Source organism: Peribacillus simplex NBRC 15720 = DSM 1321, from assembly GCF_002243645.1.
Lineage (GTDB): Bacteria > Bacillota > Bacilli > Bacillales > DSM-1321 > Peribacillus > Peribacillus simplex.
The window spans coordinates 5513771-5539682 of record NZ_CP017704.1 but is presented as its reverse complement, the minus strand read 5'-3'; the positions used below and the strand labels follow the sequence as shown (position 1 = coordinate 5539682).

The window sequence follows — 25912 nt, the reverse complement described above, 5'->3', positions numbered from 1 at the left end:
CGGAATGATTTTTAAAGTCTTTGTATATAAAAGGAAAGAAAAAATCCCTGCATTCAGGTTAAATCCCAATGCAGGGATTTTTTTATTATTCCTTTGTGCGAATTTGTTCACGAATGTTTTCAAGTTCTTCAAGGGATAGATCAGTCAGGGAATTTTTAATTTCTTCTTCGACCCGTTTTCGATCAAGCTCCCTATATTCGCTCCACCAATCCCGCAGCCCTTCAGTGTTTTCAAGAAGATACTCTATATCAATTTCTTCTTGCTCATCATCTGACAAATAACGCATGACCGCACCTAATAATCGATTGAGTTTGGCTATTTCGCTTTCCTTATCAGGTGAAGCGGAGGTATCTTTCACTTCTAAATCATCTTTTGCCGGAATATTCCGAGGTGTCATAACATCCTCCTGTTTTTAATACTAGTGTGCCTAAAAAGGGCAGTTTTCAATATATGTTAATGGTATTTTTAAAAAATTTCATTATTAAAATATTAAATAATTTCAACATATACCTCGCTAGAATATATCTACTATATCATCATCCTTTAATAGATTTAATAGAAAAATGGGTAGGTAAGGGGGAAGTTTAATCAAAGGAATAGCTTAGTGCTACTCCTTACATCAAGCGGCTAAATTACTGCATACTTCTGCGCATCTCAGGTATGCCTCAGAACATTTTTGACAATGTTCATGATGGTGTTTTTTACATTCGCTTCCTCAGCTTTCATAAATCTTGGCACAAACTTCAGCCAACTTTGAAATAATCGGCGTACCTCTTTCTATCGCCTGTTCTAAATCAGAGCAAATATCCGCACATTTCCGATCCAAGCGAATGCATTCTACCATCATGTTTAAAGGATCTTCTTTTAAGCATGCGTCGTAACAATGATTACACGCGGTCATACAATCATTTAAAGTTTGGATAACAGATGAACAATTCTCCTCCTTAATATGGTCTCTCCCTTCTATTATCCTTTAAACGTCTTTTATGATAAGGTGAATCGTTCTTTAAAAGTGACCGGACAAGGGATGTACTTTAGGGAATGAAGGGAAGGGACAGTGCATAAATTTAAATGAAGGGAGTGGATATATGAAAATGTTTATTAAATTAAGTGTGGCCAGTGTCTCCGGAGCTGTCGTGTATTTGATATATAATGTTAATCAGACGCTGCGTAAAGGAATGGGAACACTTGAAGAAACAAATAAGACACTGGAAGAGGTAAGAAATGCAGTACATGGATTGACGCATGAGTCCAAACAATTGATCCACTCTGCCAATCAAATTACAGCGGATGTGAAAGGGAAGATGGAAAATGTCGATCCTTTGCTAGAATCCGCTCAAGATGTTGGGGAAATGATTCATAATGTAACCAATTCCATGAAAGAAGCCAGTTTGGAAAGCCGCCCTAAAGATTTATCCACTCCGACAGCTCCTTCAACTCGAACTGAAGCTGAGGGGGTTCAAATCAAGTTCAAATAGTATCATTTATCAATAAAAAACAGGCACCCCGGGATCCACTAACATATTTGAAGTAATCGTTTCTACTTTTAAATTTAGAGGGGGAGCTTTATTTTGATTATTGAATATAGTGTGGCTGCAATAGCTTTAGCCTTCATTTGGTTGGTCATATTTTTAATCAGTACACTTCAAAAGGGAATGGCCACGATAGGAGAAGCCAATCAAACATTGGCTGAAGTGAGAAATGCCATCCATGATCTGTCCGGCGAATCGAAACAACTATTGCAAACTGCAAATGAAATCACCGACGATGTAAAATCTAAAATGAAAACGGTTGAACCATTATTGGATTCAGCTCAGGATGTAGGGGAAGCGATACATTCAGTTACAGACTCTGTTAAAAAAGCGACTAACGGCTTCCGGACAGAGTTTTCCCCGAAAAAAATAAATGCTATCAAACCCAAAAGCCAATTTAGATAAAAAGAAAATATTAAAAAAATAAAAGACACTACCGGGATTCGGAGTGTCTTTTTTGATGATATGTAATAAAGCCGTGCTTTTCTTGTTCATATGGATATCGCCCGTGGTTTATTATCTATAAGACCCATTTCTCTCATACAGATCTCTTAACACCCTGTATGAGAATATGGAACAAACATTAATTTTGTAAGGGTTTTAAAACAAGCATTTATTTTTCTGTCTTGTCACCTGCAGCATGACCGGATGTTTTTGAGTCATTGGAATGTTTGACGCCTTTACTTACATATGGTTTGGCGTTTTTTTTCTTATTGGCACTTGTTTTCCAACGATTCCAGCCCTTCTTGCCCGTTCCTGTGCCTGTACCTTTACCCGTTCCGCTCTTAGCCTTAGCTTTACTCATGAAATCACTCCATTACTATTGTATGGTTAGTATAAACCATTTTACTTGATTATTACCCAAGTATGTTGAAATATACAGTAACGAAGGTGATATGTACAGGGAAAGGCTCAATATTTTTAATCTAAATCATTATATACCAATAACAGCAAGGGGTTTTGCTGGATGGAACCTGATTTTTGCCTCACTTTATCGATATCGATCTTGACTTCGTCAGTAAGATGCTTATGCCGATTTTTTTGCAAATGGTCAAGTAGTGCATGAAAGTTAATAATACAGCACCAGTATTCATTCCTAAAATGATTCCTCCCATATTAAGTGAAGCCTGAGACCCTAGGATATACATCATTAAAAAGGCAACAATATGGGACCATACGGTATGGATGAAAGCATCTTTCACTAAACCCAGGCCGATGAGATAGGCTTGCATAGGAATGACAAAAAAATGAAAAAGGAAGTAAGGGCATAATAATTTTAAATAGTATGCGGCAGATGTTGAAGAAAAAAAGAGGGAGGTCAAAGGTTCCGCAAAGAAATAAATGAAAATCACAGCCGGAACTCCATACAATACGGTGAAAGACATCGATTTTTGCAATAATACCCTCAATTTTTCCTTATCCTGCTTTTTGTAAGCATTCGAAACATTCGGAATGAGCATGATCATTAAGGAATGCGCGATAAAGGCTGGAAAGAAGCCGATCGTCATCGCAACTCCAGTAAGCATCCCAAAATGCTCTGTAGCCACTACCGCACCGAATCCTGCCGAGAGAAGGGCAGTATGGATCAAAAAAGGTTGGATGGCATTTGTTATCGCATGAAAGATCCTTAACCCCATGGTAGGCAGCGAAACCGCCAATAACTTTTGCCGTGCATGTTTACCGGTTGTCCGCGAGTTCGTACCGCGCCTCATGATTCGCATTTGAAGAATCAAAAGGTTGATCAAGTATAAAAAAACGAGAAATTCACTGCCAATCAAAACAAAAAAGGCCATCAATAATGACTTTTCCTGGTTAAAATGAAATAAATTAAAGATGAGGAAAAGCAAACCGAATTGAATGATATCTTTTAAAAAGTTGGATAAGGCAATCTTCCCCATTTGCTGGACACCCATGAAATAGCCTCTTGCAATAGATGAAAAGGCAACTATTGGTATCAATGTTATGAGCAGCCATTTAATATAGGGATGATATCTGTCCATTATGGATGAGAAGGAAAGTATGAAAGGCATGACTACACACATAATCAATACGACGACTGCAGCCATTTTAAGTGCATGAATGATAAGATTATAATGCATTGCCTGTTTATTTTCCGCAACGAATTTTGAAATGGAAATATGTAATTCAAGGCTGGCAATCACATATATCAAAAAGAAAATTGGCAATATGGACATATAAAGGCCCATGCCCTCTTCCTGTAATTCCCTGGCTAGGAGCATGTTCACTAAAAATTCGATACATTCACCAAAAAACGCTGCGACAATCAAAATGAGCGTTCCTTTATAAAAAGACTTCATGTTGGCCCACTCCTAACAAGGTGTTTGTATAAAGATATGAGACATGCCATGGAATATTCATGAGGAACTGCATATCCCGGCGATACATAATGCGGTTATGCCTAGGGAAATCCTTATTAATCGTTGTTAAAAGATAAAAAATTAAATCAGGGTAAGGGTGGGAAATTGAATGAAATCGATCGGTTACATTCATTTCTTATGTGGAAATCCATACCCATGCCATCATCATCGAAAGGCTTCAAAGGGTGATATTCCAAACAAGGTAAGTTTTTTTGTCATGTTCCCGTTAGTTGAAAGTGTCAGATGAATCATGAACATAAGAATGGAACTTTAATTTCATTTTGAAATTCATGCTTTATTTTGCTATCCTTTAGGGGAGGGGATGATCAATATGAAATTCACATCTATTAGTCAATCAAATATAGATGAATTGTGCATTGCGTTTGAAAGTTGTCTTACGAAACATGACATTACATTTAAATATGTAGATATGACGGAAGAGAATGGAATTATATCGTTTATTTTTTGTAATGACCCGACAAATGCGAGATCGGTCGACTTGGAAAGTGAACGTTTCATTGGATTAGATACTGATTACATAGCCAAGGAAATTTTAGAGCCAATCCTGCCTAGATTAAAGGAATATGCACAAAATAAAATCATCGATTAAGATGATTTTTTTGTTTTAATACTTGTTTTTATTGCCTAAGTGGAGGGGCTGAAAATTTAACTTCCTATTATATGTTTATTATCATAGACAGGGAGATAATATTTCTTTGATCAGAAAGTGTATAGTTAGGAGATCTAAAAAAGCTGGAAGGGGAAAGGAAGAATTTATAAAGCGGTTTACCATTGGATAGCTATGCAGGAAATGGTGATTAAATAGAAGAAAAACCCTGGGTGTGAAAACATCCAGGGTTTTTCTTCTTTGAAAAGCAATCTTTATGGATTGTAAAGATCGCTTTTCACCACTTACTCTATTCCGCAGCGTTCAGGATCAAATGACCATTTTTTTACCGGCAGTTAATTCAACTTCCTGCATTGGAGATTCCACTTTCTTGTTTTTCTTCACTCTAAAGTGATAAACCGCATAACATCCAAGGAAGAATGTCCCCCCGCAATAAAGGGCCATTCGCTGCTCAGGAACAAACGCTAGACTGATCATGACGATGCAGTTTGCTATCAAGGCAAGAATGGGGATGAATGGATATAGCGGTACTTTGAATTTCAAGTTTTCCACCTGTCCACCTTTGCGGATATATGATCTTCTGAAAGCAAGAAGACAAGCCGCGATGGCAATCCAGCCAATTTGTGCTCCTAATCCTGCAAGGGAGAGAAGAAAGACAAATACTGTTTTGGCGGCTACTACACTTGAAAGTAAAGACAAACCAGCTATTGCAAGGGTGATAAGCAAGGCATTAAGCGGAATTCCTCGCTTATTTACCATACCGAGCTTTGGACTTGCCATGCCTTCCTTAGAAAGCGAGTAGAGCATACGTGTTGCCGCATAAAGGCCGGAGTTTGCAACGGACAAAAGCGCTATAAGAATGATGAAGTTCATAATGTCAGCCGCATAAGGAACTCCGATACTATCCAGTACAACAACGAATGGACTTTCAACGATTCCTGCCTGTTCTCTTGGAATCATCGCTGAAAGAACAGAGACAGAAAGAACGAAGAAGAAAAGGGTACGCCAAACGGTTTGTTTGATCGATTTAGGTATGACCTTTTCTGGATTTTCACTTTCTCCCGCGGCAATTCCGATTAGCTCTGTGCCCTGGAAGGAAAAGTTCACTGTAATCATTGTGATAAGCAGGGCCGATATTCCATTCGGGAAGAGGCCTTCACTGAAAAAGTTGGAGAAAAATGGTGCTTCTTGTCCACCTTTCATATCAATAAGACCAAACATGGCAGCACCGCCAACTCCGATAAACAGGATTATGGCCAATACTTTTATACTTGAAAAAACAAACTCAGATTCGCCAAATGCCTTTGCTGATAATGCGTTCAATAAAAATATGAGTAAAGCAAAGATTGCACACCACATCCAAACGGGAGATTCAGGGAACCATCTTTGCATAAGTTGTCCAGCTGCCAAAAACTCCAAGGCAACCGTAACAGCCCAACCTAACCAGTAAAGCCATCCTATGGCAAAGCCGGTTCCAGGACCGATGAATTTAGTCGCATATGTCTGAAACGAACCGGAAACAGGCATGGCAACCGATAGCTCCCCGAGACAAAGCATCGTTAAATACATGATAAAACCGCCGACTATGTAAGAGAGGATAGCCCCGATGGCCCCAGCTTCATGAATGGTGTAGCCTGAACCAATGAAAAAGCCAGTACCAATACATCCCCCTATTGAAATCATAAATAAATGTCTTGCTTTCATGCTCCGTTTTAATTCATTTGGTTGATTTTCTATTGTCTTCATTGAAAAACTCCTTTACCTGATGGGTGCAAACGGTTTCATTTATGTCTGGACGTTATTAGGGAATTTGTGTATTTTACTCACAAATGTAAAAGATTTGATATGAATCTTAGATGTTGTTGAATTCCCTAGAATAAGAGATTATTTCTGCATTTAGAGATATATAGGTTCCAATGCAGAATTAATTTCAGGTAGCGCCGCTTATAAAGAAAAGGAAGCCAAGCGTCAGGAAACTAGGGATGAATGGATTCATGTGGACCATCCTTCAATGGGTAACAAGCACCCTGTTGAAGTAGGGGCTATTTCCACTGGGCCATCTATTTAACGAAATCTCTCATAATTTCTTACAATACCAGTTACTAAAAAGATGTTCAACTATTTAACATCAACCAGTAAATCAGTAGTATTAAATTGGTCTTCCGTTCCATAAAGTAATTTTTCACCAAGCAATGAGCCCATTAATGCGACAGCAACTTCAGCAGTTTTATTATGCTCGTCCAATATTGGGTTTATCTCTACAAACTCAGCAGATGTAATGATATTAGCTTCGGCTAGCATTTCCATGGCAAGATGGCTTTCACGGTAACTAATACCTCCCATTACAGGTGTTCCAACACCAGGTGCGTCATCTGGATCAAGACCATCAAGATCAAGGGATAAATGTACAAGATCCGTACGTTCTTTCAGATAAGCAATTGATTCTTCCATCACTTTTGTCATACCTAATCTATCAATCTCATGCATTGTAAAAACTTTAATCCCTTTTTCCCTGATTAACTCTTTTTCCCCTTGGTCTAAGGAACGGGCACCAATAATGACAATATTCTCTGGTTTGACTTTTGGAGAATATCCGCCAATGTTAATCAATGCAGGGTGGCCAAGGCCCAAACTAACAGCTAAGGACATACCATGAATATTACCAGATGGAGAAGTCTCTGCTGTGTTCAAATCGCCATGTGCATCATACCAAATTACCCCTAAGTTCTTAGAATGCTTCGCTAAACCGGCCAATGTACCGATAGCGATACTGTGATCTCCGCCCAGTACTAAAGGAAAACGATTTGATTGGATGACTTCATCCACTTTTTGACTCAATTTTTCATTGCCTTCTGCTACATCCTGTAGATTCTTTAAATTTGTGTCTAAATCACTTTGAGCTCTCTCTTGTATTTCTACTTTAATATCACCTTCATCACGAACAGTGTATCCTATGCTTTCAAGTCTTTCACTCAATCCTGCATATCTGATTGCGCTAGGACCCATATCGACTCCTCTTCTAGTTTGACCAAGATCCATTGGAACACCAATGATTGAAATTTCCTTCTTCATGTATAATTCTCCCCTTTCAATTTTTCTTCCCTAGTATAAGGGTAAAAGTATAGATGACTCAACTCGACATTTTTTTGAATATTTATACGATTGAGAAAAGGGTAAAAGTCTTGGGTTAATATTCCTATTTTCAATTTTGTGAAAATGCCGAAAGTTTTACCGGATAGGGTATATTGTATGATTGAAAAGTGCGTTAAATACAATAAAAACCCCACTCCTATTGAATTTTCAAATTCAATAGGAGTGGGGGGGGATTCTTCCATCCAACGTTTATCGTTAACGGTATTAAAGAGTTGGTGAATATATTTTACTAGGTACAATTAATCATAAAATGAGGCTGTAACTCGGATGTAAAGATTAATAATTTTCATAATGAATAATAAGGAAGACTAAAAATAGGTGGTTTTACACTTCATTTCACTTTGTTAGCATAATATATTTTCCCGAAATATATATATTATCTGAAATATAATGTACTTTTTACAAAAAGTAAGGATAAAAACAGTGGGAAAAAGGCCTGGAGTCAAAGGATTGAAAGTATTCAATATTTATAGAATCGCTGGTTTAGAAAAAAATGATAAAAATTTTTGCTGTGTATTTTATTTAAAAAAATCTCAAACGTTTAAAAAGATTTGCTCCATTCCTCATCGTCCAAAGGCACACCATTGGTACTGATATATTCTACAATCATATTTCCATGTTTAAGAACGCCATCTTTTTTTAGGGCATTGATAATTTCTGTAAAGCGGTCTTCATCTGCGTCCTGTTTCTTACGTGAAAGGGTAATCCGAATGGTTGGGGAAACTTCGTAATCTTTATAGCTGGCTGGTTTATTCGGATTAATCTTCAATGCTTTACCGATCCCCTCATCAAAGATCAAGAGTAATTGATTATAATCTCCTATTTCTTCTTGAATCTCATCCCAATCTTCACTCTCTGCAAAATTCCCCATTTTCTTGGAAATCAATACGTCACCCAGTTCTTTTTCAACATAAGGCCTGATTTCTTTTTCTGCATCATCTTGCCATTTATCAGATAGGAATGTATCCTCCATTTCCCCTGTTTCAACATTAAAGAAAACTAGAAATTGTGTACCATATTTTTCATGTTTCACTTTAGCTGCATAATCAAAATAGCCCCAGTTACCCATATTATCGTATAGGACATCATATATTTCGGTTGTTTCATCAAAAGTTTTCTCTAAATATCGTTCAGCTTGATCCCGGACCTTCTTTTCTTCATCAGGATCTGCTTTCATACTCTGTGTGAATGAAAACACAAGTATCACCACTCCGGTGAAGATGATTAAAAAAACACCTAGTAAAGTCAGTAATAACTTTTTTGTTTTGCTCAAGGAACACCCTCCTGTTATCTCTGCTACTTCTCAATAATTCCCATATTATTCTAACATTTTTATAGCTCATTTTACTAAGGAAATTGAGCCGATTTTTTCCTGGTGCGAAATCTAAATGACCTCCCTTCCAAAATATCGGGATACTTTGTTACAATAAATAAATGGTTAGTACCCTAAAGGGAGAGATTGACTTGGAAACCTATCAAAGAAAAATGAATCATAATCGGGATGAATACAGAAAGTTGCGGTGGAAACAGCATCGTATACAAGTTACAAGGTTATTCGAGGCTGTTTTTTCGAAAAATGCATTCGTAGATAAAGTGGCTATCTTTGGTGCAGGCAATTGCGATGATTTGGATATAGAGTATCTGGCAACTAAATGCAACTCCATATATTTATTTGATATTGATATAGAAAGTATGGAAAAGGGTACGGCGAATTTGCCTGAAAGGACCCGGAAGAAAATTCAACTTGTTGAAATCGATGTAACAGGCCTCGATAAAGTGGATTTTGATCATCACCTATCTTCCATGCTGAATAGTGGTGAAACGGCAAAGGGAATTATTCAATATTTAAAAGATACCGAGAGTCGGTTAGGTCAGCTTTCTGAAAGTGTTTTTGCTAATTATTATAATGATTTTGATATCGTTGCAACTTCCGCCATTTATACCCAACTATTTTATAATTGGGCCAAGGAACTGCTTTCTGATCATGCAAACCACTATCAAAAAAATGACGCGGATGAGATGAAGAATGGAATTTTAGATCTAAGGGATGAGATCGTACGTACAGTGAATCACTCTATATCTAAATGTACCAAGCAAAATGGATTTTGTATTACATGGACTGATATCTTAAAAATCGAACCTGAGTATATGGATACCATTAATGAAGGGATGAATGCCATCTTTGCATTGGCCTCGAACGTGGGATATGGAGCAGCATTGATAGGGGTAAGAACCTTTATTGAAAAAGTGGATAAAAGAGAATTAACTCTTCGATACTGGACATGGGATTTTAATGCAAACAAACAGTATTTGACCATTGGCATTATCGGAAGAATGAATGGGTTGTAAAAAAATGAAAAGGCGGGATAGGTAAGCATATCAGCAGCTATACCTATCCTTTTTTTATTGGTTATAGACCCCTTAGAAATATTATTAATCTCTTTTGACGTGATAAAAAGGGAACTGGATCAAAAAATCCTAGGAAATAAGACATAATTATATAAAAGGTATAAAAAAACGATGTAATTTTTGACTATTTGTCTAATGATTTCACAATCTGGTGCGGATATAATGAATCTGTTGAAAACAGAATATTCCGATAAGTGAAGATGAGAGAAAGCAAAAGAAGAGGACGTAGTAATGAGGGTGAAACAATAAGGAAGGGGTGTGTTGTTTGACAGCTGATATCGTATTCATAAACGGCGAGGTCATTACCGTAAATCAAAAAAATGAAGTCGCAGAAGCCCTGGCAATTAAAGGTAATCGTATCTCGGCAGTCGGAACAAATCAGGAAATCAAGGTATTTATCGGAGAAGAAACAAATGTGATTGATTTGCAGGGAAAGTCATTACTTCCTGGGTTTATAGATTCTCATATTCATCTTATATTGTACGGTGTCAATCAATTGGCAGTAAGTTGTAAAGCTGAACATATCAAATCTGTAGAAGATTTGTTAATCGATCTGAAGAAGAAAGCTTTGACGGTCCCTAAAGGTGAGTGGATCCGCGCCTGGGGCTTTAATGAGACCGCTGTTAAAGAAAAACGTTATCCAACAATAGCGGAATTGGATGCCATTTCAACAGATCATCCCATTATCGTGACCCGAACATGCAGCCATATAAGCGTGGTGAATAGCAGGGCGTTAGCGATTGCCCGAATTGATGAAAACTCAGATAATCCAACTGGAGGGATCATTGAAAAGGATAGGGCGGGGAGGATTACAGGCAAACTCATTGAAACAGCAAATATGATAATGGCAGACAGAGCAAGTTATTCAGAAAGTGAACTGTTGAAAGCGGTGAAAATAGCGTCGGAGCATTTCATCGCAGCAGGCATAACAAGCATTCATGAAGCTGGTGCTCATGGTCCTGAAAGTTTCCGTTTAATGCAACAGGCCATAAAAAATAAGGATATTCGTGTCCGTATCTATGCGATGGTCGGTTCATTGAATAATTCTCATGAATTTGTAAATAAAATGGTAGATTCGGGAGTCATAACCGGAACTGGGGATGAAAGATTCAAAATCGGACCAGCTAAATTGTTTACGGATGGCAGCAGTACCGGTCCGACAATTGCTACCCGCGAGCCTTATTCGAGTGATCCTGGGAATTTTGGCATTCTTTATTATAAAGAAGAGGAAATCTATCAAGTATTAGGTCAGGCACATAAAAAAGGCTATCAGATCACAGTCCATGCCCAAGGTGACAAAGCGATAGAGATGTATTTAAATTGCGTGGAAAAGGCTTTGAATGAATCGCCAAGGAAAGATCATAGACATAGAATTGAGCATGCTGGAATATCTTCGCCAGATTTACAAATTAGGATGAAAGAACTTGGAATCATCCCGATCCCCAACCCCCCATTTCCTTTTGAATTCGGTGATATATATATTGAACATTACGGCAATAGGGTCAACCACATGTACGCTGCCCGTGATTTTATTGATAATGACATCTTGGCCGCAGGTGGTTCAGATGCTCCCGTAACTGATCACGACCCTTTATTAGGCATACACGTTGCTGTTAATAGAACAAGCAGGTCTGGTACGAAAATAGGTCCGGTTCAATCTATTAGCGTATTGGAAGCCATAAAACTATACACATGGAATGGCGCATTTGCGAGTTTCGATGAAGATGTCAAAGGCAGCCTGGAGGCAGGCAAGCTGGCCGATCTAGTAGTATTGAATAATAGTATATTGAAAGTGGATTCCCAAAATATCAAGGATTTGAAAGTTGAGTCAACGATTTTGAATGGGGAGATTCTTTATCATCGGGGAACATTAGTAGAAATATAAATCTAGCGTAAAATTCTAAAACAACAATACCTTCACTTTCATTTTTGGCTTAAGCGAACGCAAGTAGAATTTAGCAGGTTATCTAAAAGGGGGATATTCGCTATGAAAAAGCAAAAATTATTAATTAATGGTGAGAGGATGAGTCGTACACTCGAGAAATTTGCTGATTTTGGAAGGACAGAAAACAATGGAGTCACACGGCTTTCCCTTTCCGAAGAAGACCGATTAGTCCGGGATTACTTTTGCGCTTGCTGTAAAGAATTGGGTATGACCATTAAGGTTGATGATATGGGGAATATTTACGCTACATTAGCGGGACTTGAAAACAAACCGCCTATTGTGATGGGATCACATATGGATACCGTAAAAAAGGGAGGGCGATTTGATGGTATCTTGGGTGTAGCTGCAGGCTTGGAAGTCGTGCGGACTCTGGTGGAAAATAATATCCAACCTAAAATTCCGGTAATGATCGTCAATTTTACAAACGAAGAGGGAGCCAGATTCGAACCTTCCATGATGTCTTCGGGAGTTCTTTCAGGTAAATTCGAAAAATCCATCATGCTGCAAAAGACGGATAGTGACGGAACGACTTTCGAAAGTGCTTTGAATGCCATTGGATATGCAGGGGATAAAGAGAATCGTTTAAAAGAAGCGACTGCATTTCTAGAATTGCATATTGAACAAGGGCCCATTCTTGAACGTGAATCACTCACGATCGGTGTCGTTGAATGTGTCCTTGGTATGGTGTGCTATGAGATAGAAGTTACAGGCGAATCCGATCATGCAGGAACCACCCCGATGAATATGAGAAAAGATGCTTTCTTCACTGCGAATAGCTTGATTATGGAGGCTCGTCAGAAGCTAGGCATGCTTGATGACGATTTGGTTTTTACGATGGGAAGGGTAAATGTGTTTCCTAATATCCATACGGTGATCCCTAATAAAGTGGTTTTTTCGCTAGAAGCGAGACATAAGGATTCCAAAGTCATCGAAAAGGTGGAGGAAGTCATTAAAAGCCTTATAACTACAGGTTCAGAAGGCGGCTGTGACATCCAAGCGAAAAAATTATGGGACAGGGATACCGTTTGGTTCGACAAATCCATTTGCAATTTGCTTGAGCAATCAACCAATTATCTAGGCCTACCCTATAAAAGAATGGTAAGCGGTGCAGGGCATGATGCACAGTTTATAGCTAGTTATATACCTACTGCCATGGTTTTCGTCCCAAGTATCAACGGTAAAAGTCATTGTGAAGAGGAACTTACTAGTTGGGAAGATTGTGAAAAAGGCGTCAATGTAATACTGGAAACGGTCCTTGCCATCCAGTCCGCTTAAGACGAATATATGGTTGGTTGAAAGCAGGTAATGACAGTAAACAAAGGGTGCTATCAAACCATCAGTACAGTATGAAAGTCAGCTTGACTGATGGTGATGCATCCGTGTAAGGAACCTAATTAGGGGAGGGTATAATTTGGATGCTATTAAGCTATTGCTTTTTGTTCCATTTATAGGGTTTTTAGGTTTATTGCCCTATGCAAATAAAATAGAACCGTACATATTGGGGATGCCTTTTTTGTTATTTTGGGTTGCATTTTGGATGGTGATGGCATCGATTATCTTAATTATTGTCTATAAGTTCGATCCTGATAATAAAGGGAGTGATTCTGAATGAATATCTCATTACTCATCATTGCCATCTTCTTGGTTCTAGCACTTTATTTAGGGATAAAAGCAAGAAAAGGGAAGGATATGGACATGGAGCAATTTGCCGTAGGGGGCAGGGGCTTCGGTACATTTTTCATTTTTCTGCTGATAGCAGGTGAAATTTATACAACTTTTACTTTTCTGGGCGGAAGTGGGTGGGCTTACTCAAAAGGTGCGGCTGCTTATTATGTTCCCGCCTATATTTTCTTAGCCTATGTCCTATCATATTGGCTCGTTCCTAAAATATGGAGATATTCAAAACGCCATTCTATTATCTCTCAGCCAGAGTATTTTGCATCTAAATATAAAAGCAAGTCAATGGGGATGATCGTTGCTGTTCTGGGAAGCTTAGCCCTCGTGCCTTACATAGTCATACAGCTCAAAGGATTAGGTATCATTGTTTCAGAAGCATCTTACGGAGCAATTTCACCAGTTGCTGCAAGTGTGATCGGTGCTGTGGTCGTAACTACCTATGTAATGATTTCAGGCATTCATGGATCAGCGTGGACAGCCATACTAAAAGATTTCATGATTTTGGTGGTCGTTATCTTTTTAGGGATTTACATTCCATTTCATTACTTCGGAGGCATACAGTCAATGTTTGAGACCGTCCAAGCTGCTAAACCGGAAATGTTGGTTTTGGCAGATCAGGGATTGAGTCAGTCCTGGTTTGTGTCCACCGTTTTGCTAAATGCACTAGGATTTTATTTGCTGCCACAAACATTCATGGTCGTTTTATCGTCGAATGGGGAAAGAACCCTCCGGAAAAATGCGATTGCGTTACCCTTATACACATTGTTACTTCTTTTCGTTTTTTTTATTGGATTTACAGCCATCATGGAAATCCCGGGTTTGCAAGGAGCTGATGGAGATCTCTCGCTTTTAAGGCTGGCGATTCAAACATTCGATCCTTGGGTGATAGGGGTTATCGGAGCTGCAGGTTTATTGACGGCACTAGTACCGGCTTCAGTCATGCTAATGGCTGCATCGGTAGGTCTGACAAATAGCTTTTTCAAAGTTCTGGTCCCGGCTGCGACTGAAACACATCAATTGATTGTCTCTAGGATAATTATTATTGGTATCTCAATCATTGCTTTAATTGTAACGGTAACAGGCGGCGAGGCTTTGGCCATCTTGAATATTATGTCATACAGTTTAATTACGCAACTGGCACCCTCCTTGTTTTGCAGTTTACCAAAAACCAATATAATCAATAAGTATGGTGCAATGGCAGGAATATTGGCAGGCGTCCTAATTGTTTTATATGCGACAATTGGAGATGTGAAGGTTGCTACATTCCTGCCGGATATCCCACATGTAATTAATGATATCAGTACAGGCGTCATAGCTTTGTTAATTAATATACTAGTAACATTCATTGTAAGTGCACTTACTAAACATATCTCTATTCAACAGACCGAAATGAATGATCTGGACAAGATATCCTGATTTCTTTTAATTAAGGCTAATGGAATTACCGACTGGAAGAAGTGATAAAACATGATTTGGGAGGGCTTTTGTGAAAATTAAAATAACGGCTTGTCAATTTCGTGTAGAAAAAGTGTCAACTTTCAATGAATTTCAGGAACAAGTAGAAAACTTGATCACCCAAGTTCCAGAAAACTCGGATTATATCATTTTTCCTGAACTGTTAACTATCGGGTTATCAGCGGCCTTTGGAGAACAGGATGCTTCGTCCGTTATCAGGATTGATGAATATACCAATCAATACAAAGATCTTTTCAGGTCACTTTCAAGAAAAAGAAAACAGGTCATCATTGCGGGCACGCATCTGGAACGCCGCGAAAATGAATACTTCAATATTGCATACATTTTTGATAAAGACGGATCAGTCGTTGAGCATAAAAAAACTCATATCTTTCCTGCTGAAGCGAATTGGCATACTTCTGAAGGTGATGATCTGGAAGTTTATTCCGTGGGTCCGGTTAAGATAGGAATAGCGGTATGTTATGAAGCGGAGATACCTGAAATATCAAGGATATTATCAGTGAAAGGGGCCGACATCATTTTTTGCCCATCATACACATTTACAGAGGCTGGTTTTTGGCGCGTTCGCCATTGCGCACATGCACGTGCAATCGAGAATCAGGTATATTTTGTTCATTGCCCCACTGTTGGTGAACCAGGGGCACCCCTGCAGAACGGATACGGCCGTGCCAGTATACTTAGCCCATGTGACAGCGCTTGGCCAGCAAATGGAATAGTAGCCGAGGCGGTAATGAATGAACATACAATCATTACCGGAACGGTTGATATGGACGAACTTTATGAGAATCGAAAAAATGGTGCGGCAACCACTTTCAAGGATCGTAATCGCCGAAAAGATATGTATGCAAAATATGAGCCATACGAAGGGCTGAAATAATCAGTTGTAAAAGGCACTATTAATACAATAGTGTCTTTTACTCAATAACAATAATTTCGAAAGGGTGATTAATTTGAAAAGGTTAACCGTTTTTGTGCTATCTTTATTTGCTCTCGGTATTTTAGTATTCAGTCCCCATGAAGCTAGTTCAAGAGAGAAGCAGAGAGTTGCCTATGTAGATGTAAACGTGGCAACTCTTTGGACTGAGCCAGGATTATTAAGAGAAATCGATGCTCCTTCAGCATCGAACCCTGTTGATTTGAATGCCTGGATCGGCTCGATGAATTATGAAGACAAACTGTGGCTTGTGGGTAACTTGGAAACACAAGCGTTATATGGTTCAAAAGTGACGATTCTAGAAGATCGGGGTGAATGGGTGAAAGTAGCCGTTGCCAATCAACCGACGCCCCGCAATGATATTGGTTATCCAGGATGGATGCCAAAGGCACAATTAAAAGACGGAAATTCTTTTGAGAAGCATTTTAAACGAGGATTTGCCCTTGTAAATGCCCCAAAGACTTGGCTTTATTCGGATTCGAAACTTCGGTCCAAATTTATGGAGGTCAGCTTCGATACCCGCCTCCCGCTATTGCAGGTGAAAAAAGATAAAGTGAAGGTGATGACACCGAGTAATGGAGCAAAATGGATAGAGAAGCAGGACGTGTCAGTCTATCAAAATGAAAATCAAATACCTGCTCCAACCGGAATGGATATCGTTGAATCAGGAAAAGGATTTTTAGGGCTTCCTTACTTATGGGCTGGGATTTCCGGTTTTGGATTTGACTGTTCTGGATTTACCTATACAATGTACCATGCAAATGGAATAACGATCCCAAGAGACTCTTCCATTCAGGCGCAACATGGAAAAAAGGTGGAACAAGAAAATCTTCAACCAGGTGATTTACTATTTTTTGCCTATGATAAAGGGAAAGGAAAGGTCCATCATGTCGGAATATATATTGGTGACGGCAAAATGATCCATTCGCCTAACAGCTCTACACATGTAAGGATAGATGAAATAAAAACATCGGGATACGGAGAGGAATATGCGGGAGCAAGAAGATATATCGATTGATACTTAGTGATATACAAACTCCAGTAAAAATGGTCTCTGGTAGGTTATGAAAATGATGGGAGAATAAAATCGGAAAATTCACTATTGAAGTCTATGAACAAGTGAATGGTTGGTTTAAACACGATGCATCACTAGTGGTCCAAGTGACGGATTAATGACTAAAGGCTCGTGAGCAGCTCAACTGAGATGCAGTAATAATTAAAAAAATTCTAAAAAAATATGTGAATACCGAGAAAAGTCCGAAGCATGAATACTATTTTTATTCTCCACTTAAAAAGCATGAATGTCGTTAAAACGTCATTCGTGCTTTTTTATGGCGATTTTACCTTTGGTAGGGACATGACCCTGTTTCCTGTTAAATTTTAAATGTAAATTAACCGCTTATTCTATTAGGACTTTTTATTGGTATTATAATCTCTGAAATTTTATTTGAAAACCCAGATTATTCTACTGCTGTTATATGTTTTCTAGCAGGTGGTTTAATTGGAGAATGTATGATGATAAAGAAGTGGTTAAAAGAAAAGTAAACTATAAAAAACATCAGTGGGGGAAAATAATGATTCTCCCCCACTGATGTTTTTAAATATAAAGTTTTTCATTAAAATTATTTTACTATAATATTCGAGTGGGAGAATTGTAACTTTATCGCCTTCCTATTTGATGGTTTCAAAAAGACGTTCCAAATCCTTATCCATAATGAAAACTTCAATTCTTTCACCTGTTTTAGTGCTTATATCACTGTGAGATGAAAGAACCTTACAACCTGTATGATCTTCAACTATTTTTTCATATTCCTTAGTATACATTTCACGTAGTAGTGAGCGCATTTTTTTCACAAGTTTTTTGCCGGAATTGTGACTCACAAGGTGCTTTTCCTCTACAGTAAGGACACCCTTAAAACGGGTTATCAACATATCATTGATTATATAAGTTTTAGTTTCCTGAGGTCCTCTTCCTATCAATTCACGCTGGAATTTAATGAATGCTTCGCTTATTTCAGCCTCGATCCTTTTTTTTGTATTTATCATAATGCCTCCAGTTCATCTGACGAATTTATGGGATTTATCATAATGCGACGTCAAGTTCCTGTCAATGAAAGTTTGTAAAACTTTAGAAAAAAGTGAAAAAGTTAGTAAACTTAAGAAATATAGCATTTTTGCTGATTAATTGGGTAAATATCGTCTTAAATAATCAGATATGGAGGTTTTTAAAGGTTTAGATGAGTTTACAAACCTTTAATTAGGAGCGTACAATAATCCTCATGAAAAACAATTAGATACCGGCCAAATCTCAAGTGATTGAGAACGGAGGACCCACTATTTATGGGGTTAATTCTGCATTTGCAGAAGGGATGAGACACTCTTTCGCCATCCTACCCGTCAGCTAACTTCGTCGGCTAAAGCGAAGGAGGTCATAAGACCACCTTGATTCAGGAGGCTTTTTTGTTATGCTATAGCAAAATTGCAACCTGACATTTCCGTAGGTCTTTTTATTATGCCTATAATTGAAAAGGTTTCTTGGAAGACGGATCGTGGAGTAAGCGCTATCGCTTGCTGGGCGTTAAGTAGACCAATGATTACTTTTTCTCCAACAAAATGTTTGTTTTCTGTATATCTTTCTTTTTCTGCTGCGTCGTGGTTCATGACGCTGTAGGACGGAGATTGTATTTGTGCAGCGCTGCAAACTGGGGGAAAAGTAACATTGGTCTATTTTTTTATGCCTTAACGGACGTCTGTCTGAGCAAAAGAAAAGTATTAACAAACGTATCTTTAAGGAGGTGAAGGAGAATATAGGCATTTATTAATGCGGGAGGAGAGAGAAAAATGGATAGTATAGTAATTTCATTAATGGTTACACCGTTTATCCTCTTTTTAGGATTCATTCATTTTTGTAATAAAGTCATTTCAAAGGGAGAGTAGGGAAATGTTCTTAATGATAATCGTCGGAGCGGTAACGTTGTATTTAATACATGCCCTCATATATCCGGAAAAATACTAGGGGTGACTAACGGAGGAGAAGTAAATGGATCTATTGCAAATCGTTGTGGTATTGGCAATTGCGGTTATATTGGCCATACCAATGGCTAAATATTTAACGGATGTTTATTCCCTTGAATTAACGAAACAAGATCGCGTGTTTGGGAGGATGGAAAATTTTATCTTTAAGCTATCCGGGATTAAAACGGAGGATATGAAATGGCAGCAGTACGCCAAGGCACTGCTGATGAGTAATTTAGTGATGTTCATTGTCTCTTATTTAATCATTCGCTTCCAATGGGAGTTACCTGGCAACCCCAGTAAGATAGACAATATGGAGCCATTGTTGGCATTGAATACCGCTGCAAGCTTTCTTACGAATACCAATTTACAGCATTATAGTGGAGAATCGGGACTTTCTTATTTATCTCAAATGGCAGTAATCATATTCTTGATGTTCACGACCCCAGCTACCGGCATTGCTTTATGTATCGCTTTTTTTAGGGGCTTAACAAGCCAGCGGAGTCTAGGAAACTTCTATGTGGATGTAATCCGAACGATTACTCGAGTTTTGCTTCCATTATCGATATTGATTGGTTTAGTCCTAGTATCCCAAGGCGTACCGCAAACATTTAGCCCAACGGCAGTTGCGACAACATTAGAAGGAGCAACCCAAAATATAGCAAGGGGACCTGTAGCGGCACTGGAATCCATTAAGCACATAGGGACAAACGGAGGAGGGTTCTTTGGGGTCAACTCAGCCCATCCATTTGAAAATCCTAATGGTTTCACGAATGTCCTGGAAATATTATCCATGATTCTTATACCTGCTGCCCTCCCGTTGACGTTTGGATATATGGCGAAGAATAAGAAGCAAGGCTGGATCCTATTTTCAGCGAGGGCATTCATGCTATTTCTCTTCTTAAGCATTACTTATTTTAATGAGAAAAATGGCAATCCAGCACTGGAACAAATAGGCCTTTCACAAAAGGATGGAAGTATGGAGGGGAAAGAGGTTCGTTTCGGGGTGGCTCAGAGTGCTTTATTCACTAGCATAACTACAGCTGCAACTACAGGGTCGGTAAATAATATGCATGATACCCTAACACCGCTAGGAAGTATAGCTCCACTTGCAATGATGATGGTGAATTGTGTATTTGGCGGAGATGGTGTGGGGACGGTCAATATTCTCATGTATTCCATATTGGCTGTATTTCTTGCAGGACTTATGGTAGGACGTACACCTGAGTTTTTGGGTAAGAAAATTGAAGGCCGTGAGATGAAGTTAATAGCTATAGCGATTCTTCTCCACCCATTGATCATCTTAGTTCCATCGTCCATTGCTTTAGCGACACAAATGGGTTCAGCAGCTATATCAAACCCGGGATTTCATGGTATTACTCAAGTAATTTATGAGTTTACCTCTTCTGCAGCCAATAATGGTTCCGGTTTTGAAGGTTTAGGCGACAATACACCTTTTTGGAATGTTTCCACTACTTTAGTCATGTTATTCGGACGTTATTTTTCCATGATCGCCATGATCGCCGTCGCAGGATCATTAATGGTAAAGAAACGTGTTCCAGAGACTATCGGAACCTTCAAAACGGATAATAGTACGTTCCTTGTTATTCTTTTAGCTTCAGTTTTAATTATTGGAGCTTTGACTTTCTTTCCAATAATTGCACTTGGACCGGTTGCGGAGTGGCTTACGATTAGATAAATGTTGAAAAGGGGCATTTCAAATGAGCATAGAGCGAATAGCAAATTTAAATAAGAACATTGTTTATGAGGCAGTTAAAGAAGCACTCAAAAAATTGAATCCAAAAGTTATGGCTCGCAATCCAGTAATGTTTGTAGTTGAAGTGGGGTTTGCCATTACGCTTCTTCTGTCTATATTTCCTGCGCTTTTTGGCGGAGTGGCTGATAGGGGGTATAACATTGCAGTATCCATCATTTTATTCGTAACGATCATTTTTTCTAATTTTGCCGAAGCTCTTGCAGAGGGACGCGGAAAGGCACAAGCCAATAGCCTCAAAAAGACAAAGCAGGATACTAAAGCAAGGTTAATCCAGAAAGATGGGTCCGTAATGATAGTCGATGCCTTGCAATTACTTAAAGGCGATATGGTTCTAGTGAAGGCAAACGAATTAATACCGACGGATGGAGAAATCATTGAAGGAGTGGCCGCTATAGATGAATCGGCGATCACGGGTGAATCAGCTTCCGTTATAAAAGAACCTGGTGGGGATTTCAGTTCTGTAACAGGAGGTACAAAAGTCATCAGTGATTTTATCAAAGTTAAAGTCAGTGCAGACCCTGGTGAATCCTTCCTTGATCGGATGATCAATTTGGTCGAAGGAGCTAAAAGGCAAAAAACACCGAATGAAATCGCACTAGGTACACTCCTAGTTAGCTTGACCATCATCTTTTTACTTGTATGTACCACGCTGGTTCCGATTGCGTCATATATTCATGTTACCCTTCCGATTGCTACCCTGGTAGCTTTGCTGGTTTGCCTGATCCCCACAACAATCGGGGGCTTACTCTCAGCGATAGGAATAGCAGGTATTGATAGGGTAACCCAATTTAATGTAATTGCGAAGTCAGGAAAATCTGTGGAAGCCGCAGGTGATATCAATACGATCATCCTAGATAAAACAGGAACCATAACACATGGTAACCGCATGGCCTTTGCCTTAATACCAGTAAGCGGTATAAGTCAGGAAGAGCTTAACCAATATGCCGTATACGCATCTTTACATGATGAAACCCCTGAGGGCCGATCTGTTTTGGAATTCGTAAAAAAAAATGGATTACCTGAAAAATTGCTGAATAAAAACGGTACGGAAGGAATTGAATTTACCGCAGAAACCAGAATGAGCGGAACGGACTTTCCTGATGGGAAAAGGGTCAGAAAGGGTGCGGTTGATACGATAATGAAATATATAGTGCATCAGGGAGGGAATGTGCCTATCGGTTTAAAAGACACTTGTGATGAAGTGGCCAAAAAAGGCGGTACTCCATTGGTTGTCACAGAGGGAAGCCGTATACTTGGCACTATATATTTGAAAGATACAGTGAAACCAGGCATGAAGGAACGTTTTAATGAATTAAGGAAAATGGGTATTAAAACCATAATGTGCACCGGGGATAATCCCCTAACAGCAGAAACAATCGCGAAAGAAGCAGGGGTCGATGATTTTATCGCCGAGGCTAAGCCAGAAGATAAAATCTCAGTCATCAAGAGGGAACAAGCGGATGGCAAGCTTGTTGCCATGACTGGAGATGGTACAAACGATGCGCCAGCATTGGCACAGGCAGATGTCGGATTGGCGATGAATACAGGGACAAATGCGGCGAAGGAAGCCGCCAATATGGTGGATTTAGATTCAGATCCAACAAAAATCATTGAAGTGGTAGCCATTGGCAAACAGTTGCTCATGACCCGGGGGGCATTGACAACCTTTAGCATCGCTAATGATGTAGCTAAATATTTTGCGATAATCCCAGCCATGTTCATGTTGGCGATACCTCAAATGAAAGCCCTGAACATTATGGGATTAGCGACACCCCAAAGCGCCATATTATCAGCTTTAATATTTAACGCCATCATCATTCCATTGCTTATACCCTTGGCAATGAAAGGGGTTAAATATGTTCCTATGAGCGCTACAAGATTATTGTCCAGGAATTTGTTCTTGTATGGATTAGGAGGAGTGTTAGTTCCCTTCTTGGGAATTAAATTAATTGATTTGCTTCTTGTTGCCTTAAAAGTAGCTTGAAAATATAAAGTAAGGGTGGGGGAATCCATGTTAAAAAATATACGTTTGGTTTTGGTGCTTCTAATCATTTGTGGAATGGCATATCCGTTACTTATGACAGGATTAGCACAGTTGATGATGCCCGAAAAAGCAGGGGGCAGTTTAATTAAGAATGATTCGGGTGAAATTATAGGATCCGAAATGATCGGTCAATCCTTTAAAGAACCAAGGTACTTTCAAGGCCGTGTTTCATCTATTGAATATGATGCAGCTGGTTCAGGTACGCCGAACTTTTCTTCCTCAAATGAGGAGTTCATAAATCGCACAAAAAAAGATATTTCTAAATTTTTAAAAGAAAACCCTACTGTCGATAAGGCAGATATACCATCTGACTTAATGACGAATTCGGGTTCAGGGCTTGATCCCAATATTTCACCTAATGGCGCGAAGGTACAGGTTTCCCGTATTGCTCATGAAAGGGGATTATCTGAAAAAAAGTATATCTTCTTGTGGAAAAACATACGAGCAGCCGATCACTTGGAATTTTTGGTGAACCCCGAATTAATGTTTTGGAGTTGAATATGGCATTGGACGAATTAAAATAATGATGTTGTGGAGATATTAGTCAACTCTCCTTTTGATATAGAACAAAAATTGGAGGTGGTAATATGTCGGAACAATTTCGAAGGAAAACAACAAACGAAATTATAGAGTCGATTTCCAATATCAAAAGGGGAAGGATGAAAATCATACTTGGAGCTGTAAGTGGTTCAGGAAAGACTTACCAATTGCTTCTTGAAGGAAATGAAATGAAGAAACGTGGGATTGATGTAGTTGTCGGGGTAGTCAACAAGTCCTGCAGTCCTGGGACACTTAAGCAATTAGGCAGTCTTGAACTTATCCCGACTATAGAATGGGAGCGAAATGGACACGTAGAACAGGATCTTGATTTAGATAAGATTTACAAACGGAATCCGGAGGTTGTTTTAGTTGATCGATTGGCTCATGAAAATCATATAAATTCAAAAAACGCCACCCGAATGGACGACGTTATGGAATTAATTGAGAATGAAATAAGTGTCATTACGACGGTAAATATTTATGAGTTGAAAGGAGTGAAGAAAGTCGCAGAGCAATTACTGAGTCTGCCACTTCACGTAGACGTTACACTTCCAGAAGATACTTTGACAAAGGCTGATGAAGTACGTTTATTGGACGTCACACCAGAAGCCATTTTAAAACGTCTGCAAAAAGGGGAAATCGATAAAAAAGACCAAGGTCCGTTACAGTTTTACAGCAACGGAAATCTAGCCACCCTTAGGGAATTGTCACTTAGGTTTTTAGCGGAAGAAGTGGAAGAAGATCTGAATGAACACAGGGAACTAGAAGGGTTAATGGGGCCTTCAGGGGCCACGGAACGAATATTGGTCTGTGTACCATATCATTGGAATGGCTCCATATTAATAAGAAGAGGAGATCAAATTGCCAAGCGGTTGGGAGGAGAGATTATAATCGCCAGCTTTATCCCACTATCAAAAAAACTATCAAATGAGGAAGAAATCTTTAAAAGCTCCATCCAAAAACTGATCAATAAATTAAATGGGAGTTTTATTGAAATTACAATGAAGGGAAACGAAATAGCCGAAGAAATAGTTGGATTCTCCATGAGGCATCATATAACTCGAATTATCCTGGGCCAATCCAAAAAGCCAGTGTGGGAAGAAATGGTCAACGGTTCCATAGTCAATAAAATATTGAGAAAATCCAAAGGCATTGATGTATATATTGTGGCAGACCGTGAAAAAGCATTTGGTGAAAGGATCATCCCCGCTAACAAGACGGAAAAAAAGAAGGAAAATCCTTATCGCAGACTCTCGGCTGATGAAATGCACGATAAAGTGGAACGGGTGAAAAAAGGGACATTTAAGATTTATCTCGGAGCTGCTCCTGGGGTTGGTAAAACCTACACAATGCTAAGGGAAGCAAATCAATTGAAGGAAAACGAAATTGATGTAGTGATTGGACTATTAGAGACACACGGGCGAAAAGAGACAATTGACCAAGTGGGAAATTTAGAAATCCTGCCTAAAAAAATAATTCCATATAAAAACGTATTATTGAAGGAAATGGATCTAGATACCATTATCATTCGGAATCCTGAAGTGGTCTTAATAGATGAATTAGCACATACGAACGTTCCAGGTAACAAAAATCAAAAAAGATATCAAGATGTTATGACCATTTTGGACGCTGGAATTTCGGTTATTTCCACGATGAATATTCAACATATAGAAAGCTTGAAAGATAGTGTAAAGCAAATTACAGGTGTTTCCGTAAGAGAAACGGTACCTGACAGCATTCTCCAATTGTCGGATGAGCTTGAGTTGATCGATATCTCACCAATTGCACTCAGAAAAAGGATGGAGGAAGGTAATATATATGCCATGGATAAAGTGGAACAGTCCCTTAGCCATTTCTTCAAGACACAGAACCTTATAGCGTTGAGAGAACTTGCGCTCCGTGAACTGGCGGATAATGTGGATGACAGATTAGAATCAATTAAACGGAAGGAAGGAGTAAGGGGTCCATGGAGAAAAGATGAAGTGATTTTTGTCTGTGTCAATCTTAGAGCCGATTCTGAGCGTTTAATTAGAAGGGGGTTCCGCATAGCCTATCGACTTAAAGCGGTTTGGTATGTTATTTTCGTCAAAAATCAAATTGAAATGCAAACTGATGAAAAGTTGATACTTGATAAACTGGTAAGCCTTACACAACGCTTAGGAGGCATTTTTGAATTATATACAACGAGGGATAGGCGATCTGTGGTCAAGGAGATCAAGAAACAATTACAGTCCAAAAAAGCAACACAAGTCATTTTAGGACAATCAGCAAGAACTAGATGGCAAGAAATTATGGGTGCATCTATTGTAGCTCATCTTCTAAGAGAAGTTAGACATCTTGATGTTTTGATCGTAGCTGATTAATTCTTATATCAGGGCAGTCATTTTTTTAGAAATGGCGATTG

General features: G+C 38.9%; 20 protein-coding genes, 2 pseudogenes and 1 riboswitch. Of the genes and pseudogenes, 14 read left to right on the top strand and 8 right to left on the bottom strand.

What is annotated here, in order from left to right:
• Positions 1–85: 85 nt before the first annotated feature.
• Together BS1321_RS26690 and BS1321_RS26685 are read right to left on the bottom strand one after the other, a co-directional pair.
• Positions 86–397 (bottom strand): hypothetical protein, encoded by a 312-nt coding sequence (locus tag BS1321_RS26690; RefSeq protein ID WP_063233866.1) that lies wholly within the window; start codon positions 395–397, stop codon positions 86–88.
• A gap of 222 nt (positions 398–619) precedes the next feature.
• A pseudogene (locus BS1321_RS26685) lies at positions 620–901 on the bottom strand (four-helix bundle copper-binding protein).
• A gap of 187 nt (positions 902–1088) precedes the next feature.
• Between BS1321_RS26685 and BS1321_RS26680 the strand changes: the two are divergent.
• Both BS1321_RS26680 and BS1321_RS26675 read left to right on the top strand, forming a co-directional pair.
• Positions 1089–1478, top strand: a complete 390-nt coding sequence (locus BS1321_RS26680) for a DUF948 domain-containing protein (RefSeq protein ID WP_063233865.1) — start codon at positions 1089–1091, stop codon at positions 1476–1478.
• Between the two features lie 93 nt (positions 1479–1571).
• The gene (locus BS1321_RS26675; protein WP_063233864.1) at positions 1572–1937 is read left to right on the top strand and encodes a DUF948 domain-containing protein; all 366 of its coding nucleotides are present in this window, start codon (positions 1572–1574) and stop codon (positions 1935–1937) included.
• 208 nt (positions 1938–2145) lie between these two features.
• Here the strand turns inward: BS1321_RS26675 and BS1321_RS26670 are convergent, their stop codons facing one another.
• Positions 2146–2337: a DUF3934 family protein gene (locus BS1321_RS26670; protein WP_063233863.1), complete on the bottom strand. Its 192-nt coding sequence runs from the start codon at positions 2335–2337 to the stop codon at positions 2146–2148.
• A 181-nt stretch (positions 2338–2518) separates the two neighbouring features.
• Positions 2519–3850 (bottom strand): oligosaccharide flippase family protein, encoded by a 1332-nt coding sequence (locus tag BS1321_RS26665; protein WP_063233862.1) that lies wholly within the window; start codon positions 3848–3850, stop codon positions 2519–2521.
• Between the two features lie 391 nt (positions 3851–4241).
• Between BS1321_RS26665 and BS1321_RS26660 the strand changes: the two genes are divergently transcribed.
• Positions 4242–4520, top strand: a complete 279-nt coding sequence (locus BS1321_RS26660) for a hypothetical protein (protein ID WP_063233861.1) — start codon at positions 4242–4244, stop codon at positions 4518–4520.
• A 327-nt stretch (positions 4521–4847) separates the two neighbouring features.
• Here BS1321_RS26660 and BS1321_RS26655 read toward each other — a convergent pair whose 3' ends face one another.
• The 3 genes from BS1321_RS26655 to BS1321_RS26640 form a co-directional block, all read right to left on the bottom strand.
• Positions 4848–6284 carry an amino acid permease gene (locus BS1321_RS26655; protein ID WP_063233860.1) on the bottom strand — a complete coding sequence of 479 codons (1437 nt, stop codon included), beginning with the start codon at positions 6282–6284 and terminating at the stop codon, positions 4848–4850.
• Positions 6285–6656: 372 nt separating this feature from the next.
• A complete protein-coding gene (gene rocF / locus BS1321_RS26650; RefSeq protein WP_063233859.1) occupies positions 6657–7610 on the bottom strand; it encodes an arginase in 954 nt (317 codons plus the stop codon).
• Between the two features lie 622 nt (positions 7611–8232).
• Positions 8233–8964, bottom strand: a complete 732-nt coding sequence (locus BS1321_RS26640; protein WP_063233857.1) for a hypothetical protein — start codon at positions 8962–8964, stop codon at positions 8233–8235.
• Between the two features lie 191 nt (positions 8965–9155).
• Between BS1321_RS26640 and BS1321_RS26635 the strand changes: the two genes are divergently transcribed.
• The 7 genes from BS1321_RS26635 (at position 9156) to BS1321_RS26605 (ending at position 17150) form a co-directional block, all read left to right on the top strand.
• Entirely contained in the window at positions 9156–10040 is an 885-nt protein-coding gene (locus tag BS1321_RS26635; RefSeq protein WP_063233856.1) for a hypothetical protein, read from the top strand.
• Positions 10041–10365: 325 nt separating this feature from the next.
• Positions 10366–11985 (top strand): amidohydrolase, encoded by a 1620-nt coding sequence (locus BS1321_RS26630; RefSeq protein ID WP_063233855.1) that lies wholly within the window; start codon positions 10366–10368, stop codon positions 11983–11985.
• A gap of 102 nt (positions 11986–12087) precedes the next feature.
• Positions 12088–13320, top strand: coding sequence for a Zn-dependent hydrolase (locus tag BS1321_RS26625; protein WP_063233854.1), 1233 nt, complete (start codon positions 12088–12090; stop codon positions 13318–13320).
• A 136-nt stretch (positions 13321–13456) separates the two neighbouring features.
• Positions 13457–13657, top strand: a complete 201-nt coding sequence (locus tag BS1321_RS26620; RefSeq protein ID WP_063233853.1) for a DUF3311 domain-containing protein — start codon at positions 13457–13459, stop codon at positions 13655–13657.
• Complete coding sequence (locus BS1321_RS26615; protein WP_063233852.1) at positions 13654–15138, top strand: sodium:solute symporter family protein; 1485 nt, start codon at positions 13654–13656, stop codon at positions 15136–15138. Before BS1321_RS26620 ends, BS1321_RS26615 begins: the two co-directional genes overlap by 4 nt.
• A gap of 70 nt (positions 15139–15208) precedes the next feature.
• Positions 15209–16075 carry a carbon-nitrogen hydrolase family protein gene (locus tag BS1321_RS26610; protein WP_063233851.1) on the top strand — a complete coding sequence of 289 codons (867 nt, stop codon included), beginning with the start codon at positions 15209–15211 and terminating at the stop codon, positions 16073–16075.
• 67 nt (positions 16076–16142) lie between these two features.
• Positions 16143–17150 carry a C40 family peptidase gene (locus BS1321_RS26605; protein ID WP_063233909.1) on the top strand — a complete coding sequence of 336 codons (1008 nt, stop codon included), beginning with the start codon at positions 16143–16145 and terminating at the stop codon, positions 17148–17150.
• 653 nt (positions 17151–17803) lie between these two features.
• Here the strand turns inward: BS1321_RS26605 and BS1321_RS26600 are convergent.
• A complete protein-coding gene (locus BS1321_RS26600; RefSeq protein WP_063233850.1) occupies positions 17804–18181 on the bottom strand; it encodes a Na-translocating system protein MpsC family protein in 378 nt (125 codons plus the stop codon).
• Positions 18182–18421: 240 nt separating this feature from the next.
• A riboswitch (cyclic di-AMP (ydaO/yuaA leader) is annotated at positions 18422–18563 on the top strand.
• A 609-nt stretch (positions 18564–19172) separates the two neighbouring features.
• Between BS1321_RS26600 and kdpA the strand changes: the two genes are divergently transcribed.
• From kdpA to BS1321_RS26580, 4 genes and pseudogenes are all read left to right on the top strand, one after another.
• On the top strand, positions 19173–20846 hold the full coding sequence (kdpA, locus tag BS1321_RS26595; protein ID WP_063233849.1) for a potassium-transporting ATPase subunit KdpA: 1674 nt from the start codon (positions 19173–19175) through the stop codon (positions 20844–20846).
• A 22-nt stretch (positions 20847–20868) separates the two neighbouring features.
• Entirely contained in the window at positions 20869–22908 is a 2040-nt protein-coding gene (kdpB, locus tag BS1321_RS26590; protein ID WP_063233848.1) for a potassium-transporting ATPase subunit KdpB, read from the top strand.
• A 27-nt stretch (positions 22909–22935) separates the two neighbouring features.
• A pseudogene (kdpC, locus tag BS1321_RS26585) lies at positions 22936–23492 on the top strand (potassium-transporting ATPase subunit KdpC).
• A 63-nt stretch (positions 23493–23555) separates the two neighbouring features.
• Positions 23556–25871, top strand: a complete 2316-nt coding sequence (locus tag BS1321_RS26580) for a histidine kinase (RefSeq protein ID WP_063233847.1) — start codon at positions 23556–23558, stop codon at positions 25869–25871.
• The last annotated feature ends 41 nt before the right edge of the window (positions 25872–25912 follow it).